This window comes from Bordetella genomosp. 5, assembly GCF_002261315.1.
In the GTDB taxonomy this organism is placed as follows: Bacteria; Pseudomonadota; Gammaproteobacteria; order Burkholderiales; family Burkholderiaceae_B; genus Bordetella.
The window spans coordinates 148,933-163,287 of record NZ_NEVP01000008.1 but is presented as its reverse complement, the minus strand read 5'-3'; the positions used below and the strand labels follow the sequence as shown (position 1 = coordinate 163,287).

At 69.0% G+C, this 14,355-nt stretch carries 14 protein-coding genes; 3 read left to right on the top strand and 11 right to left on the bottom strand.

Features of this window, described 5'->3' with window-relative positions:
- Positions 1–208: 208 nt before the first annotated feature.
- Both CAL25_RS14270 and CAL25_RS14265 read left to right on the top strand, forming a co-directional pair.
- Positions 209–1,729 carry a sensor domain-containing diguanylate cyclase gene (locus CAL25_RS14270; protein ID WP_249279081.1) on the top strand — a complete coding sequence of 507 codons (1,521 nt, stop codon included), beginning with the start codon at positions 209–211 and terminating at the stop codon, positions 1,727–1,729.
- A 169-nt stretch (positions 1,730–1,898) separates the two neighbouring features.
- The gene (locus tag CAL25_RS14265) at positions 1,899–3,512 is read left to right on the top strand and encodes a GGDEF domain-containing protein (RefSeq protein WP_094801075.1); all 1,614 of its coding nucleotides are present in this window, start codon (positions 1,899–1,901) and stop codon (positions 3,510–3,512) included.
- A 3-nt stretch (positions 3,513–3,515) separates the two neighbouring features.
- Here CAL25_RS14265 and CAL25_RS14260 read toward each other — a convergent pair whose 3' ends face one another.
- The 10 genes from CAL25_RS14260 to CAL25_RS14215 all read right to left on the bottom strand — a co-directional run bounded on the left by CAL25_RS14260 (position 3,516) and on the right by CAL25_RS14215 (position 12,497).
- Complete coding sequence (locus CAL25_RS14260) at positions 3,516–3,851, bottom strand: hypothetical protein (RefSeq protein WP_094801073.1); 336 nt, start codon at positions 3,849–3,851, stop codon at positions 3,516–3,518.
- A 47-nt stretch (positions 3,852–3,898) separates the two neighbouring features.
- The gene (locus tag CAL25_RS14255) at positions 3,899–4,837 is read right to left on the bottom strand and encodes a 2-hydroxyacid dehydrogenase (protein WP_094801071.1); all 939 of its coding nucleotides are present in this window, start codon (positions 4,835–4,837) and stop codon (positions 3,899–3,901) included.
- Positions 4,838–4,839: 2 nt separating this feature from the next.
- Positions 4,840–5,619, bottom strand: coding sequence for an SDR family NAD(P)-dependent oxidoreductase (locus CAL25_RS14250; protein ID WP_094801069.1), 780 nt, complete (start codon positions 5,617–5,619; stop codon positions 4,840–4,842).
- A gap of 125 nt (positions 5,620–5,744) precedes the next feature.
- A complete protein-coding gene (locus CAL25_RS14245) occupies positions 5,745–6,818 on the bottom strand; it encodes an ABC transporter substrate-binding protein (RefSeq protein WP_094801067.1) in 1,074 nt (357 codons plus the stop codon).
- Positions 6,815–7,999, bottom strand: coding sequence for an NAD(P)/FAD-dependent oxidoreductase (locus CAL25_RS14240; RefSeq protein WP_094801065.1), 1,185 nt, complete (start codon positions 7,997–7,999; stop codon positions 6,815–6,817). The genes CAL25_RS14245 and CAL25_RS14240 overlap by 4 nt, the downstream gene beginning before the upstream one ends.
- Positions 7,996–9,384 (bottom strand): NAD(P)/FAD-dependent oxidoreductase, encoded by a 1,389-nt coding sequence (locus tag CAL25_RS14235; protein WP_094801063.1) that lies wholly within the window; start codon positions 9,382–9,384, stop codon positions 7,996–7,998. The genes CAL25_RS14240 and CAL25_RS14235 overlap by 4 nt, the downstream gene beginning before the upstream one ends.
- Positions 9,381–9,674, bottom strand: a complete 294-nt coding sequence (locus CAL25_RS14230) for a (2Fe-2S)-binding protein (protein WP_094801061.1) — start codon at positions 9,672–9,674, stop codon at positions 9,381–9,383. The genes CAL25_RS14235 and CAL25_RS14230 overlap by 4 nt, the downstream gene beginning before the upstream one ends.
- Before the next feature lie 43 nt (positions 9,675–9,717).
- Positions 9,718–10,512, bottom strand: a complete 795-nt coding sequence (locus CAL25_RS14225) for an ABC transporter permease (RefSeq protein WP_094801059.1) — start codon at positions 10,510–10,512, stop codon at positions 9,718–9,720.
- Between the two features lie 13 nt (positions 10,513–10,525).
- A complete protein-coding gene (locus CAL25_RS14220) occupies positions 10,526–11,416 on the bottom strand; it encodes an ABC transporter permease (RefSeq protein WP_094801057.1) in 891 nt (296 codons plus the stop codon).
- A 1-nt stretch (position 11,417) separates the two neighbouring features.
- Positions 11,418–12,497 carry an ABC transporter ATP-binding protein gene (locus CAL25_RS14215; protein WP_094801055.1) on the bottom strand — a complete coding sequence of 360 codons (1,080 nt, stop codon included), beginning with the start codon at positions 12,495–12,497 and terminating at the stop codon, positions 11,418–11,420.
- Positions 12,498–12,716: 219 nt separating this feature from the next.
- Between CAL25_RS14215 and CAL25_RS14210 the strand changes: the two genes are divergently transcribed.
- Entirely contained in the window at positions 12,717–13,568 is an 852-nt protein-coding gene (locus CAL25_RS14210; RefSeq protein ID WP_094801053.1) for an IclR family transcriptional regulator, read from the top strand.
- 23 nt (positions 13,569–13,591) lie between these two features.
- Here the strand turns inward: CAL25_RS14210 and CAL25_RS14205 are convergent, their stop codons facing one another.
- Positions 13,592–14,308, bottom strand: coding sequence for a response regulator transcription factor (locus CAL25_RS14205; protein ID WP_094801052.1), 717 nt, complete (start codon positions 14,306–14,308; stop codon positions 13,592–13,594).
- Between the last annotated feature and the right edge of the window lie 47 nt (positions 14,309–14,355).

The following is a 14,355-nucleotide window of genomic DNA, read 5'->3' as shown; positions in this document are numbered from 1 at the left end:
TAACTATCGTGCGTTCGGCGGGGCGGTGCAAGCCTGCGCAAAGCAGAGACGGATCCCCCAAAAGGAGGCTGGCGCCCCACAGTTTTGCGGTTTCATCGACGCAGGACTAACCATAGTGAGCCCCCCGGGGCTATGATCGAAGGTTTGTGTGTTGCCCGGCCCTTAGCGTCTCATGCGCCAACTCGATCTACGTCACCTGGTTCTCGGGTTGAGCGTCCTTTCTCTGCTGCTTGGCCTGGCGGGCGCCCTCTATTCGAGCACCGTCGTACAGCGCGAGATCCTCACCAGCAGCACCCTCGAAGACAACCGCGTGTTCGCGCAGAAGCTCGCGCACACGGCCGACGTGTTTCTGCGCAAGGCGCTGTCCGATCTGGCTTATGGCGCCGAGGAAATCGGCGAGGCCGATGGCCGGCCCGACGTGGTCGAAGCCGAGCTGCGCCGCATGCAGAGCCTCGGCACCGACTTCAACACCGTGATCTACGTGCGGGCCGACGGCATGATCGCCGCCCAGGCGCCGCCCTCGGGCGTCCTGCCGCGCCGGGTGACCTCCTCCGAAAGCGCCCGGGCGCTCGCCAGCCGCGAGCCCCGCATCAGCGCGCCTTTCGTATCGCCGACGGGCCGGTGGGTCGTCTCCATTTCGCATCCGGTGTTTCTCGAGGATGGCAGCTACGGCGGCATGGTGGCCGGCGTGTTGTATCTGCACGAGCCCAATGGCTTGAGCGAGTTGCTGGGCGAGCAGGTGCACCGCAACGGCACCGAGCATTACGTGGTCGACGCCGAAGGGGTGGTGCTGTATCACCCGAGGTTCGAGACGGTCGGGGCGGATCTGGTCGACGATCCGGCCGTGGCCGCGCTGATGCGTGGCGAAGAGGGATCCCAGCGGCTGACGGCGCCGCAAGGCGGCGAGATGCTCGCCGGCTACGCGCGCGTGCGCACGGCGGGGTGGGGGCTGGTCGTGCAGCGCCCGGTCGATACCGTGCTGGCCCGCTCGCCCCAGCTGGTGCAACGCACGCTTCAGATCTCCCTGCCGTGGTTGTGCCTGTCCATCCTGTTCGTGTGGTGGCTGGCCAACCGCATCGTGCGCCCGCTCTCGCGCCTGGCCGCGGTGGCGGTCGACCTGGACCAGTTCCGCGCGCCGCGCCGGATCGAGGCCATCAGCGCGTGGTACCGCGAAGCCGATCAGATCAAGCGCTCGCTGGCCGCCGCGCGGCGCCGCATCGGCAACAAGTTCGACCGCCTGCGTCAGGAGAGCCTGACCGACCCGCTGACCGGCACGCTCAATCGCCGCGGGCTCGACGAATACCTGCAGCATGAGATTACGCTGGCCGCGCCGGTGGGGGTGCTGGCGATCGACATCGACCTGTTCAAGTCGGTGAACGACGAGCACGGCCACGCCGCGGGCGACACGGTGCTGCGAGGCATCGCGGCCTTGTTGAGCAAGCGCGCCCGCAGCCACGACATCGTCGGACGGCTGGGCGGAGAGGAGTTCGTCATGCTGCTGCCCGGCGCGCCGCACGATGTGGCGCTGCGCGTGGCCGAACGGATCCGCGTGGATATCGAGGGATTCCAGGCCATCCCGCAGGGCGCGCGCACGGTGTCGATCGGCGTGGCCGCCTATCCGCAGGATGGCGCCACGCTGGCCGAGACGCTGGCGCGCGCGGACCAGGCGCTCTACCGCGCCAAGGCCAGCGGCCGCAATCGGGTGTGCTCCGCGCAGAATCCCGATTGACCCGGCAGCCAGACCGAGCGGCGGGGTCTGGCGGGCAGGCGGCCTATGGCCCGGCCATACGCACAGACGTGGCGCGCGTGAGACGGCGCTTGTTCCGGCCATGGCATGCGCTCGCCGTTGCCATGGTGTGTCGCTATCATAGGTAGCTTGCCCGTCCTGCTGCCTGCCTATGCTACTTCCCATACGCGTGCACCTGCGCAGCCTGATCCTGGGGATCTGCGTGTTCTTCGTGGTGGCCGTCTTCGCCAACACGTTCTACGCCACCTACATCGTCAAGCGCGACGTACTGCTGCAGGACATCCTCGCCTCGCATCGCGTCTACGCCGAGAAGCTCGCGCGCGTCACCGAAAACTACCTGCGCAGCTGCCGTCAGCTGCTGACCACGCTGGGCGACGACCTGGGCGGCCAGCCGCTCACGCCCGCGCGGGCGCAGGCCGCCGTCGAGCACATGCTGCGCGCAAGCGATCTGTTCAATGCGCTGGTCGTGGTCGACACCCGTTCCGTCGTGCTGGCCGGCACCGACGCCACGGCGGACCTCGTCGGCACGCGGGTGGACAGCCCGCAGGCGCGGGCGGCGCTCGAGGCGCACGGCCCGCTGACCGGTCAGCCCTATCGCCGCCCGAACGGGTTGTGGGCGGTGATGCTGTCCCAGCCGATACGGGCCGCCGACGGCAGCGCCCTGGGCTTCGTCGCCGGTCTCATCTATTTGCATGAGCCCGCCATCCTGCAGGCCATCCTCGACGAGCACACGTTTCTCGACGGCACCTATGGCTATGTGGTGGACCGAAGCGGCGCGCTGATCTACCACCCCACCACCACGCGCGAGGGCGAAGTGGTGAGCAATGCGGCCGAGTCCGCCGCCCGGCGCGGCGAGCGCGGCGCCATGCGCTTCGTCAATCAGGAGGGGGTGGACATGCTGGGCGGCTATGCCCCGGTGCCGTCGGCCGGATGGGGCGTGATCATCCAGAAGCCCACCGAGGCCGCGCTCGACCGGGTCGACGCCGCGCTATGGCGCACCCTGATGTACGCCTTGCCGCTGGTGGGCCTGAGCCTGCTGGGCATCTGGTGGCTGTCGGGCCTCATCACGCGGCCCTTGCGCCAACTGGCCCGGGCCGCCACGGCCATGCAGGATCCGGCCACCCCCAACGACGTGCGAACGATCCGCGCCTGGTATCAGGAGGCGGCCGATCTCAGGCGGGGGCTGTTGATCGGCCTGACCGCCACCTTGCGCCGGATCCGGTCGTTGCGGCGCGAGAGCGAGAGCGACCCGCTCACCGAACTGCTCAACCGGCGCGGTCTGCAGAACGTGGTAGAGGCGCTGGAGCGCGCCGACGTGCCGTTCTCGGTGGTCACCTTCGACATCGACCGCTTCAAGACCATCAACGACACCTTCGGCCACCACATCGGCGATCTGTCGGTGCAGGAGGTGGCACGCGCGATCGAGCAGCAGGCGCGCCGGCGCGATGCCGTGGCGCGCCTGGGCGGCGACGAGTTCATGATCGTGCTGCCCCGCGTGCCGCTGGAGGGCGGCGCCGTGTTCGCCGAGCGCCTGCGTGAGTGCGTGGCGCGGCTGCGGGTAGAGGGCGGGCGGCCGATGACGATCTCGGTGGGCGTGGCGCACTTCCCGTCGTCGGGCAAGACCAGCGAGATCGTGTTTCAGCATGCCGACGAGGCGCTGTACGACGCCAAGGAGGCCGGGCGCGACCGCGCTTATGTGTACTCGGCGGCAGGCAGCCGTCCGGCGAGCGACCTCGGCACCGGCGCGGCAGCGCGCCAAGACTGAGCGTCAGGCCGGCTGATCGAGCCAGGGCAGGGCGATCGGCGAGGCCACGAAGCACAGGCCGCCGTTGTCCTGTTTCCAGACGAAGCCGGGCGCGAGCCGGCCCTGCGCCGGGTCGGGCAGCATGAGCACGTGCGGCTCGGTGCGGAAGTCGCCCTCCCAGCCGAGCTGCTCGGCGCGCTCCTGCACCTCATTGAATTGCGCGCGCAACAGATCGTGGTCGATGCCCAGCGGCTCTTCGCGCGCCTCGGCGGTTTCGAGCAGCGCGAAGGCCTCCGCCAGTGTCAGCAGAAAATCCCAGCCCACGTCGATCGGGGCCGTGCGGTAGAGATGCCATTCCATGGTTGTGCTCGCGAGTGATGATGCAGCCATTATCCCGCAAGCCCGCCTCAATAGCCGCGGGCGGCGTCGTACAGATGCGGCAGCGGCTGGCCCCGCTCGGCGAGGTGGATCAACTGCACGGCGTGCTGCGCACGATCGCGCCGCGACGGCGTCGCGCCGTAATGCGGCGTGACGATGATGGCCGGGTGCGACCAGAGCGGCGACGCGGCCGGCAGGGGCTCGGTCTCGAACACGTCGAGCACCGCGCCCGAGAGCCGGCCCGCGTCGAGCGCGGCCAGCAGGGCAGGCTCGTCGAGGTGACTGCCTCGGCCCACGTTGATGACCGCGGCGCCGGCGGGCAGGCGCTCGAAGGTGCGCGCGCCCAGGATGCCCTGGGTGGCGGGCGTGGCGGGGAGCAGGCACACCAGGATGTCGGTGTCGGCCAGAAAGGCATCGAAGCCCGCCACGCCGGCATGCGTGCGCACGCCGGGCAGTTCGGTGGGCGTACGGGACCAGCCCGAGACCGGGAACCCGGCCCGCGCGAGCAGCAGCGCGCTCGCCTTGCCCAGCTGCCCGAGGCCCATGACGCCCACGCGCGTGTCCTGCATGCGCCGCGGCGCGGGCAGGATGTCCCAGCGCCGTTCGGCCTGGTTCAGCGCCATGCGGCGCCCCTCGCGCAACAGCATCAGGGCCGCGCTCAGCACGTATTCGGCCATCACGTCGGGCGTGCTGTCGGTGATCATGCGCGCGATCGGCAGGTGGGCCGGGCGCAGCGGGTCGTCGAGAATGCCGTCCACACCCGCGCCGGCGCTGATGATGAGGCGCAGATCGGGAAGCGCGGCCAGCCCGCCGTGCGGGGGCTGCCACACCAGCGCATAGCGCACGCCGGCCGGATCGGCTTGCGCCGCTTCCCAGCCCAGCACCTCGATGGCGGGGTCGAACGCCTGGAAATGTGCCTGCCACTCGGGCAGGGCGGCCGGGCCGCCGGAAGCGATCGCGATGCGCATGCTCAGACCGTGTAGTTCAGCGCCAGGCGGCCGCCGTCGACGAAGAGCGTCTCGCCCGTGATGTAGCTGGAGGCGTCGCTCAGCAGATAGAGCACGGCATCGGCGACTTCGGCGGGTTCGCCGAGACGGCGCATGGGGGTGCGGCTCAACAGGCGCGCGCGGCCGGCCGGATCGGACATCACGGCGTTCTGCGCGAGCTCGGTGGCGATCGTGCCGGGTGCCACCGCGTTCACGCGGATGCCGCGGTCGATCAGCGCGAGCGCCATCGCGCGCGTGAGCTGGGCGATGCCGCCCTTGCTGGCGTTGTACGACGCGATGGTCGGGATGGCCATGACGGCATTCACCGAGCTCATGTGCACGATCGCGCCGCCTTCGGCGCCGGCCATGGCGCGGGCCACGGCCTGGCCCACCAGAAAGGCGCCCTTGAGGTTCACGCCCATCACGAGATCCCAATCGGCTTCGGTGATGTCGAGAAAATCGCAGGGGCGCACGATGCCGGCGTTGTTGACGAGCTGATCGACCCGCCCGCACTGCGCGAGCGTTTGCGCCAGCGCCGCGTCGACGTCGGCTTTGCTGGACACGTCGCAGCGCTGGTAATGCACGCGCGTGCCGGCGCCGTCCAGTTCACGCGCGAGGGCCTCGCCGGGCGCGTCCGCCACGTCCCAGATGCAGACGGTGGCGCCGGCGCGGGCCAGGGCCCGCACGCACGCGGCGCCGATGCCCTGCGCGCCGCCCGTGACCACGGCGACCTTGCCCTCGAAGTGAAACTGGGTGCTGCTCATAACGACTTCCTTGTTGCTTGAAAAGAATGAAGGGGGCGGCGCAGCCGCGCCGCGCAACCACGCGATCCCGCTGGCGCGGCCGGCGCCGCGCCGCGCAACGCGGCGTCGACACCGGCCGCGGGCTTTCAGCGTTCGACCGTGCGGTTCCAGCGCGCGTTGAAGGCCGGACGGCTGGCGTTGATCACGTCCCAGTCCAGCACCTTCGCGCTTTCCATATAGCCCTGGAACTGCTTGAGCGTGGCGGCATTGGCGGCGTCGGCCTGGACCTTGCGGTTGGACGGGAAGTGACCGCCGAACTCCAGCGCGGCCTTCTGCGCCTCGGGCGACAGCAGGTACTGCGCGAGCTTCTGCGACAGGGCCGGCTCGGTGTTGTTGGCGATCACGCACTCACCCACCATGAGAATCACGGAGCCTTCCTTGGGCTGCGCATACTCGACCGGAATGTCGCGTTTCTTGAGACGCGCGATCGCGGTCGGCGTGAGCGGGAAGATCGCCGCCTCGCCGCCCTGGATCATCTCCGCCAGCTTGGCCGAGTTCGGAATGTACTCGAGCACGTTGGGGCCGATCGTGTCGCTCCACTTCTTGAAGCCGGGCTCCGGATTCTTGTCGTCGCCGCCCAGGATGCGGTTGTACATCAAAAAGGCGTGCAGGCCGAACGTGCTGCCCGATGCCGACTGGAACACGACCTTGCCCTTGTACTTGGGATCCGCCAGGTCCATCCAGGAGGTGGGCGGGGCCCAGCCCTTGTCGGCGAAGATCTTGGTGTTGTAGCCCAGGCCGGTCATGCCGATGTCGATACCTGCGGCCATGCGGTCCTTCATGATGGCGGTGGGGTACAGATCCTGGAAGACCGGCGCGTCGTCCATTTTCTGGCACAGGCCCATCGAGATCGCGCGCGCCATCACGCCGTCATCGAGGAACATCAGGTGCATCTGCGGCTTGTCCTTGTAGGCCTGGGCCTTGGCCAGCACGTCGGTGGAGGTGCCGGGCACCACCACGATCTTCACGTTGTTGGCCTTCTCGAATGCCGGGAATACGTGCTGCGTGAAGGCGCGTTCCATGTCGCCGCCATTCATGCCCACGTACAGCGTCTTCTGCTGCGCGACGGCCCCGGCCGAGGCTGCCAGCATCAGTGCGCCCGCGACCCAACCCCCGATTTTTTTGACGCGCTGTTGTGCGCCGCGATTCCGATTGATCATGTTGACTCCAGCGATTGCTCACGAGAAAGCTCGGATCGATGCGCGGCCTCATGAGCGGGGACCGCGTATCGTTCGACGCCAAATGCGTCGATAGGGATGGTCGACGTGCCATCGACGACCAATTCAGAAAGGATCTCGCCGATCGCTGGGCCGACCTGAAAGCCCGCGCCCGAGAGGCCGAAGGCATGGATCAGGCCGGGCACGCGCCGGCTCGGGCCCAGCACGGGGTTGTGGTCAGGCATGCTGCCTTCCACGCCCGTCCAGAACCGGATGACGTGCGCGCCGCGCAGCGGCGGCAACAGCTCGGCGGCCCTGGCGAGCAGGGCGGGCAGGGCGCTGCGCGCGGGACGTGCGTAGCCATCGGGCTGCATCACGCCACGTCCGCCACCGATCACGCAGTTGCCGCGGTCGACCTGGCGCGCGTAGATGCCGCCGCCCTGCATGCCGAGGCTCACGGCCATGAACTGCGGCAGCGGCTCGGTCACCATCATGAGCGGATGGATGACATCTTCGGGCACGGGTTCGCCGAAGCCGGCGGCGATGTCGCCCGCCCAGGCCCCGGCGCAGTTGAGCAGGTAACGCGCGCGGATGCGCGGGCCCTGTTCGGTCTCGACCTCGAAGCGCTGGCCGTCGTGCGTGGCGCGCGTGACCCGCGTGTTTTCGAGGATGCATGCGCCGGCCGCGGCGGCGGCCTGCGCGAACGCGGGCGATACGAGTCGCGGGTTGGCGTGGCCGTCGTCGGGGCAGAGCGATGCGCCGGCCAGATCGGCGCTCAGCCAGCCGAAGCGGCGGCGCAGCTCATTCGTGCCGATCAGCTGCAGATTCATGCGGTAGCCGCGGGTGGCGTCGCGATACTGTTCGAGCGCGTGCAGGTCGGCCTCGGTGCGCGCCAGCTTCAGATGGCCGCTGCGAACATATTCGCCGTCGGTGCCGATCAGCGCGGGCAGTTGCTGCCAGAGTTCGTGCGCGCGGGCGGTGAGCGGCATCTGCGACAGCGGCCGGCCCTGGCGGCGCACGCCGCCGTAATTCACGCCGCTGGCCTTGGCGCCGCACGCCCCCATGTCCAGCAAGGTCACGTCGACGCCGCGGCGGCGCAGGAACAGCGCGGCGCTCGCGCCGACGATGCCGCCGCCGATGATGACGACCTCGGTGTTCCGTGGCGCGTTCTCGGGGCGGTTCATCGTGATTGCTCCGCCGCGGGCGGCGCCACGAACGTGATCGGAATCGGCTTGATGGGCGGCTGATTGCGCAGGCGGCCCACCGCGCCGGGGGCCACGCCCAGCGCATGGGCCAGCACCTCGGCGGCGCCGGCGCCGCACATCCGGCCCTGGCAGCGGCCCATGCCCACGCGGGTCAGCGCCTTCAAGCGGTTCATCTCGCGCGCGGCGCCGCTGGCCGCGGCGGCGCGCAGCGTTCCGGCCGTGATCTCCTCGCAGCGGCACAGCACCACCTCGTCGTCGATCTCGCGGGCCCAGTCGGCCGGGAAGGGAAAGGCGCGTTCCAGGGCATCGCGGATCCGGCTGATTCGGGCCAGACGCCGCTCCAGGGCGGCGGCGCGGCGCGAATCGAAGGGCAGCCCAGCGTCCTGCAGCACCGCCAGTGCGGCGCGTTCACCCGCCATTTCCGCGGCGTCGGCGCCGGCGATGCCGGCACAGTCACCGGCCAGATAAACGCCTGCCGCGGAGCTGCGGCCCGCGGCATCGCGGCGCGGCAGCCAGTTGCGGTCGCGCTCGTTGAAGTCGAACTCGCAGCCGGTCAGCGCGGCCAGCTGCGTCTCGGCGCGCAGCGCGAGGCCGTAGCCCACGGCATCGCAGTCGGTCTGGTGTTGCCGGCCGGCCGCATCCTGCCAGACCAGGCCGGCGACGCGATCCGCGCCCAGCACGCGCAGCGGCTTCACGCCGCCGTGCAATGGCACGCCATGCGCGCGCAGCCACGCCATGTAATACATGCCCCGGGCCAGCAGCAGGGGCGCGGCGAGCATGCCGGGCAGACCGCGCATGCGGTCCGCCGCGCCGGCCGTGTCGAGCACGGCGGCGACATGCGCGCCGGCGCGAGCGTATTGATAGGCCACGAGGTAGAGCAAGGGGCCGGTGCCCAGAAACACCACCGCTTCGCCGATGGCACAGCCCTGATACTTGAGGGCCACCTGCGATCCGCCGAGCGTGTAGACGCCGGGCGTGAGCCAGCCCGGAAACGGCAGCACGCGGTCGGTCGCGCCCGTGGCGATGATGAGGTGCCGATACGGCAGTTCGCTGCCCACGCCGTCGCGGATGAGGTCGAGCATGCCGTCCTCGCCGTTCCATACCAGCGTGCCGGGGCGATAGTCGATGCGTGCCGCGAGGCCCTCCATGGCGCGATGCACGGCGTCGGCCTTGCGATGCTCCGAGCCGTACAACGCGCGCTTGTCGCGCACGAATCCGGGCGGAGGCTGCCGGTAGATCTGTCCACCGGCGCGCGGGGCCTCGTCGATCACGATGGGGCGCAGTCCCGCGTTCGCCAGGGTCTGGGCCGCGCGCACACCGGCCGGTCCCGCGCCCACGATGACAGGCGATAGTGCCGGGCTCATGGCGTCTCCGTCAGCGGGCGGGTCCGCACACGCATGCCGGCGAGTACCTGCGTCGAGCAGGCGCGCACGCGCGTGCCGTCCTCCAGCTGCATCCAGCAGTCCTGGCAGGCCCCCATCATGCAGAATCCGGCACGCGGCGCGCCGCTGAACTCCGAGCGGCGCAGCCGCTCACCGTGGGTGAGCACGGCGGTCAGCAGCGTGTCGCCGGCGAGTGCCGTGACGGGTTCGCCGTCGAGCATGAAAGTCAGCGCCGGCCGGTCGATTTCGGCCACGCGTTTGAGCAAGGGCATGATGCTGCCGGTCTCCGGGGTTGCCTGATGGGATGAGGTGCGATCACTTCTGGCCGACCAGCACGCGGTCCAGGCCATAGACCCGGTCGAGCAGCAGCATGGTGACGGCGGTGAGTGCGATGACCAGCGCGGAAATCGCCGCCATCATCGGATCGATCGATTCGGTCGCATACATGTACATGCGCACGGGCAGCGTCACCGTGCTGGGCGCGGTGATGAAGATCGACATCGTCAGCTCGTCGAAGCTGTTGATGAAGGCGAGCAGCCAGCCGCCCGATACGCCCGGCAGGATCAGCGGCAGGGTGACCTTGAAGAACACCGTTGCGCGGCTCGCGCCCAGGGACAGCGCCGCGTGTTCGATCGAGCGGTCGAAGCCCACCAGCGCGCCGATCACCAGCCGCATCACGTATGGCGTGATCACCACCACGTGCGCCAGGATCAGCCAGCCGAAGCTGCCCGTGGTCCCCATCAGCGCGAAGAAGCGCAGCAACGCGACCCCCAGCACCAGATGCGGAATCATGAGCGGCGAAAGAAACAGGCCGTTGAGCACGTCGCGGCCCGGAAAGCGGTAGCGCGTGATCGCGATGGCGGCCGGCACGGCCAGACACGAGGCGATGCTTGCCGCGCAGAAGGCCAGCCACAGGCTATTGCGAAACGCCTGCATGAAATCCGAGTGCGCGAAGACCGCGCGGAACCAGCGCAGCGAGAACTCCGTGGTCGGAATCGAAAGTGTGGAGCCGGGCGTGAAAGCCACCAGGCAGACGATGGCCAGCGGGGCCAGCACGAAGGCCACGACCAGCGCGTTGAAGGCGAGCGCGATGGCGCCGTTCTTTTGCATGGGATTCTCCGGCTCAGCCCAGGCTGCGGCGATAGCTGCGCTCGACGATGCGGTTGTAGCTCAGCATGATGATCAGATTGGCCAGCAGCAGCAGCACGGCGATGGCGGCGCCCAGCGGCCAGTTCAGCTCGGTGAGGAACTCGTCGTACACGATCGTCGCCACCATCTTGAGACGGCGTCCGCCCAGCAGCGCCGGGATGGCGAACGAGCTTGCCGCGAGGCCGAACACGATCAGGCTGCCCGACAGCAGACCGGGCGTGGCCTGCGGCAGGATCACCCGCAGGAAGGTCTGCGTGCGCGAGGCGTTGAGCGAATAGGCGGCCTGTTCGACGGTCGGATCGAGCTTTTGCAGCGAGGTCCAGACCGGAATCACCATGAAGGGCAGCATCACGTGCACCAGGCCGATGATGACCGCGGTCGGCGTGTAGAGCAGCGAGCCGAGTCCCATCGCGTCCGATGCTGCGCCGATCGGGCCATTCGGGCCGAGCAGCAGGCTCCAGCCGAAGGCGCGCACCACCAGCGAGATGAGCAGCGGCGACAGCACCACCAGCAGGAAAATCGAGCGCCAGGGCTTGCGCATGCGGCTCAGGATGTAGGCCTCGGGCAGCCCGATCGCCGCGCAGATCAGCGTGGTGAGCGCCGAGATCCAGAACGTGCGCCAGAAGATCTCGAGGAAGTACGAGTCCGTCAGCACCTCGCCGTATTGCGAGAGCGTGTAGCCCGGCTGGATGCCGGTGTTGTAGTCGAACTGGGCGAACGACAGCAGCAGCGTGAGCGCCAGCGGCGTCAGCACCATCGTCAGGAACAGCAGGGCCAGCGGTATCGAACCGAGAATGGCGGCGGCGCCATCGGTGCGGGGCCGCGGTGCGGCCGGCGCCGCCAGGGTGTGGGAGGGGCTGTTCATGTCAGGCCTCGGCGGCGGCGGGCAGCACCCGCACGATTTCGGCCGGCCAGTCCAGGCCCACGGTCGCGCCATCGCCGTGCGGCGCGCGCCCGTCGTTGGGCGCGAGCATCAGCAGGGGGCCGGCGGCGGTGTCGAGCTCGTACTGCCATTGGCTGCCCAGGAAGTAGCGGATCGTGACGCGGCCGTCCAGCTTGCCCGCGCCCGGCGCCACCGCCACGAGCTTTTCGGGCCGCAGCGACACGCTCACCCGGTCGCCCGCGCGGACGCTGCCCGGCCGCATGCCGGCCGCGCTCACCCGCAGCGCCAGGGTGCCGGCGCGCACATCGGCGCCCTCGGCATCGATCCGATCGACCGTGCCGTCGAGCATGTTCGTCTTGCCGACGAAGCGCGAGATGAAGTGGGTCTCCGGATGCTCGTACATGCGGTAGGGCGCATCGATCTGGGTCGCGCGGCCGTCCTGCATCACGACCACGCGATCGCTGATCGAGAGCGCTTCGGCCTGATCGTGCGTGACCATGATCGTGGTGGTGCCGGTCTTGCGCTGGATATCGCGCAATTCGAACTGCATTTCCTCGCGCAGCTGTGCGTCGAGATTGGACAGGGGTTCGTCGAGCAGCAGCACCGGCGGCCGGATGACGAGCGCGCGCGCGAGGGCCACGCGTTGCCGTTGTCCGCCGGAGAGCTCGCGGGGATAGCGCTCGGCATGTTTGTCGAGCCGCACCATCGCCAGCGCGTCCCGCGTGCGGGCGTCGCGCTCGGCGCGTCCCACTTTGCGCATCGCCAGGCCGAAGGCCACGTTGTCCTGCACGGTCATGTGGGGGAAGAGGGCGTAGCTCTGGAACACGATGCCCAGTCCGCGCGTATTGGCTTTGGCGTGCGTGATGTCGCGTCCCGCCAGGGTGATGGCACCGCGCGTGACGTCCGCGAAGCCCGCGATCATTTGCAGCGTGGTGGTCTTGCCGCAGCCCGAGGGCCCGAGCAGCGAGACGAATTCTCCCTGCTCCACGCTCAGGTTCATGTCGGAGACCACGCACAGGTCGCCGTAGTACTTGGAGACGTGCTCCAGTCTGAGAAAAGCCATTTTCCGCCCCGTTTGGCCGTGCTTGCGGCCTTGTGCTGACTGACCTCGCGACCACCCCGGTGGTGGCCGGGGCCGTCATTCGATGCAGCGCAGTCTAGGAGGGCGTCATTTGGCGGGTCAAGGGTGTTTTTCCGTACACGTGAATTTTTCTTGAATAAATTCCGTAAAATGGAACGAAGGTTTTTAAGAGTGCTTATTTTTTCCGATCAAGGAAAACGAATGGCGGATAAAAAAGGGGCTGGCGAGTCCGGCGCGCCCGGATCGCTGCAGCGGGCCTTCAGCGTGTTGCGCGTACTCGCCGAGGCACAGGGCGAGCGCCTGCGCCTGACCGAGATCGCGGCGCGCACCGGCCAGGCGCCGGCGACGGCGCACCGCGTGTTGCAGGCCCTCATCCAGGAAGACATGGTCGAGCAGCCGGCGCAGAGCAAGGCCTACCAGCTGAGCGTGGCGTTCTTCGCGCTGGCCGCGTCGGCGGGCAACCGCCACTCCACGCTGCGCGATGTGTGCCGGCCGGCGCTGCTGCGCCTGTCAGGCATGCTCAACGACACCGTGTTCGTGCTGGTGCGCCACGGCTTCGATGCGGTGTGCCTGGATCGTATCGACGGGCCGTTTCCGGTGCGTTCGCACACGGGCGATATCGGCGGCAAGATGCCGCTCGGCCTGGGCCAGGCGGGTCTGATCCTGCTCGCCCGGCTGCCCGAAGCCGAGCGCGAGGAAGTGATCCGATTCAATATTCCGCGTCTGCGCCACCTCGGCTTCATGGACGAGATCTCGGTGCGCGTTCTGCTGAAAGAGTGCCTGGAGAAAGACTACGCGCTCAGCTCCGGGCCGGCGCTGTATCCCGGGACCATGGGCCTGGCCGTACCGATCACCGACCGCAACGGCACGGTGGTCGCAGCCCTCAGCGTGGCCGCGCCGTCGGAACGCATGACGCCGGAACGGGTGCCGATGATCGTGGAAATGTTGCGGCGCGAGGCCCAGCAGATCGGCGCGCGCATCAACCCGTTCGACCCGGCGCTGCGCCGCCCGAATCACTTCCTGGGTGGCGGTGGCAGCGTGGATGCGAGCTGAGGGCAGGTGCGCGCTGCGCGCGGTCAGGTTTCGCTGCTGAACTGCACGCTGGCCCCGCCCGTGGACAGCAAAAAGCCCTCGGCGTAGACATTGCGGATCGAAAACGGCGAGTCCGCGACCTGCAACAGCTTCTTGCGCACGCGATACATCAGGCTGTCGATGCGGTGAGGATCGAACGCGTAGTCGGGGATGCCGAGCGCATGGCACAGCGCCTGATGGCGCACCGGAAACGTAGGGTTCTGCAGGAGCAGCGAGAACACGGTGCCTTCGCGGTCGGTGAGCTTGATCGATGCGCCGTCGGACGGCCGCAGCAGCAGGCTGGCCGCGCGGTCGAACACCCATCCGGGCGCGGCTTTCGCGCAGGCGTGGCGCGCCTGCGCCGCGAGGCGGCGCGCCAGCGCGGTCAGGGTGGCCGTCAGGATCGGCAGCTTGATCGGCTTGATGAGGTAGTAGTCGGCCCCATCGGTGAGGGCGCGGATCTGATCGTCGAAATGCGTGCGCGCGGTGAGCACGATGATGCCCAGGCCGGGCAGACGCTGCCGGATGCCCGGAATCTCGTCGCGGATGTCGCCATCGCTGAGCAACGCGTCGGTCAGCAGGATCTGGGGGCCGGTTTCGTTCAGGGCGGTCAACGTCTCTTCGCAGCTCGTGCACAGGGTGCTGCTGTAGGCGAGTTGTGCGACGTGGGTCTGGAGAATGTGGCCCCACTCGGGGTGGTCTTCGGCAATGAGGATGCGCATCGGAAACGGGGTCGGCGGAAGGGGGAGCGACGTGCCGGAACCCTGTG